The organism is Stenotrophomonas sp. CASM106 (assembly GCF_049384825.1).
Classification (GTDB): Bacteria; Pseudomonadota; Gammaproteobacteria; order Xanthomonadales; family Xanthomonadaceae; genus Stenotrophomonas; species Stenotrophomonas muris.
In genome coordinates, this window is sequence record NZ_JBMRFS010000034.1 from 1 (window position 1) to 505 (window position 505).

Annotated in this window: 1 pseudogene; it reads left to right on the forward strand. The window is 63.4% G+C overall.

The features are described from left to right. Positions 1-390 (forward strand): annotated as a pseudogene (locus VG556_RS22370) (hypothetical protein); the annotation flags it as partial. Between the last annotated feature and the right edge of the window lie 115 nt (positions 391-505).

Below are 505 nucleotides of genomic sequence, written 5' to 3' on the forward strand. Positions count from 1 at the left end.
GTGTACAGCGGATTCGGTGACGACGCCGCGTTCAATGCCGGCGTGCAGCGCATCGCTCCCGTGCCTGCGGCACAGGCCGATGTCCGCGCGAAGCTGGCACTGAGCGGCGCGTTGAAGCGACCGCTGGTGGTCCAGTTCAACAACAACGATCCCACCATCGTGCCGCACATGCAGGCGGTGTATCCGCAGTTGGCCGCACAGGCCGGCGCGCGACCATTGCCGCGCGTGCTGCCGCCGGTGGGCGAAGGGCATTGTGGCTTCTCTGAAGCACAGGTGGTCGATGCCTTGAAGGCAATCCAGCGTTTAGCTCAACGTGTCGCAGCGCATCAGGGGCGCGCCATAAGGACTGCTATGGTGGCCGGGCCCATTGACGGGCACACAAAGGACTGACGTGATGATCAAGACGACCTTGAAGACCGTGATGTTCCTTGGCATGGCCGTGACCGGGCTGGCCTTCGCCGCAGGCCCCTGTGAATTCTGCAGCCAGCAGTACGAGTATTGTCTG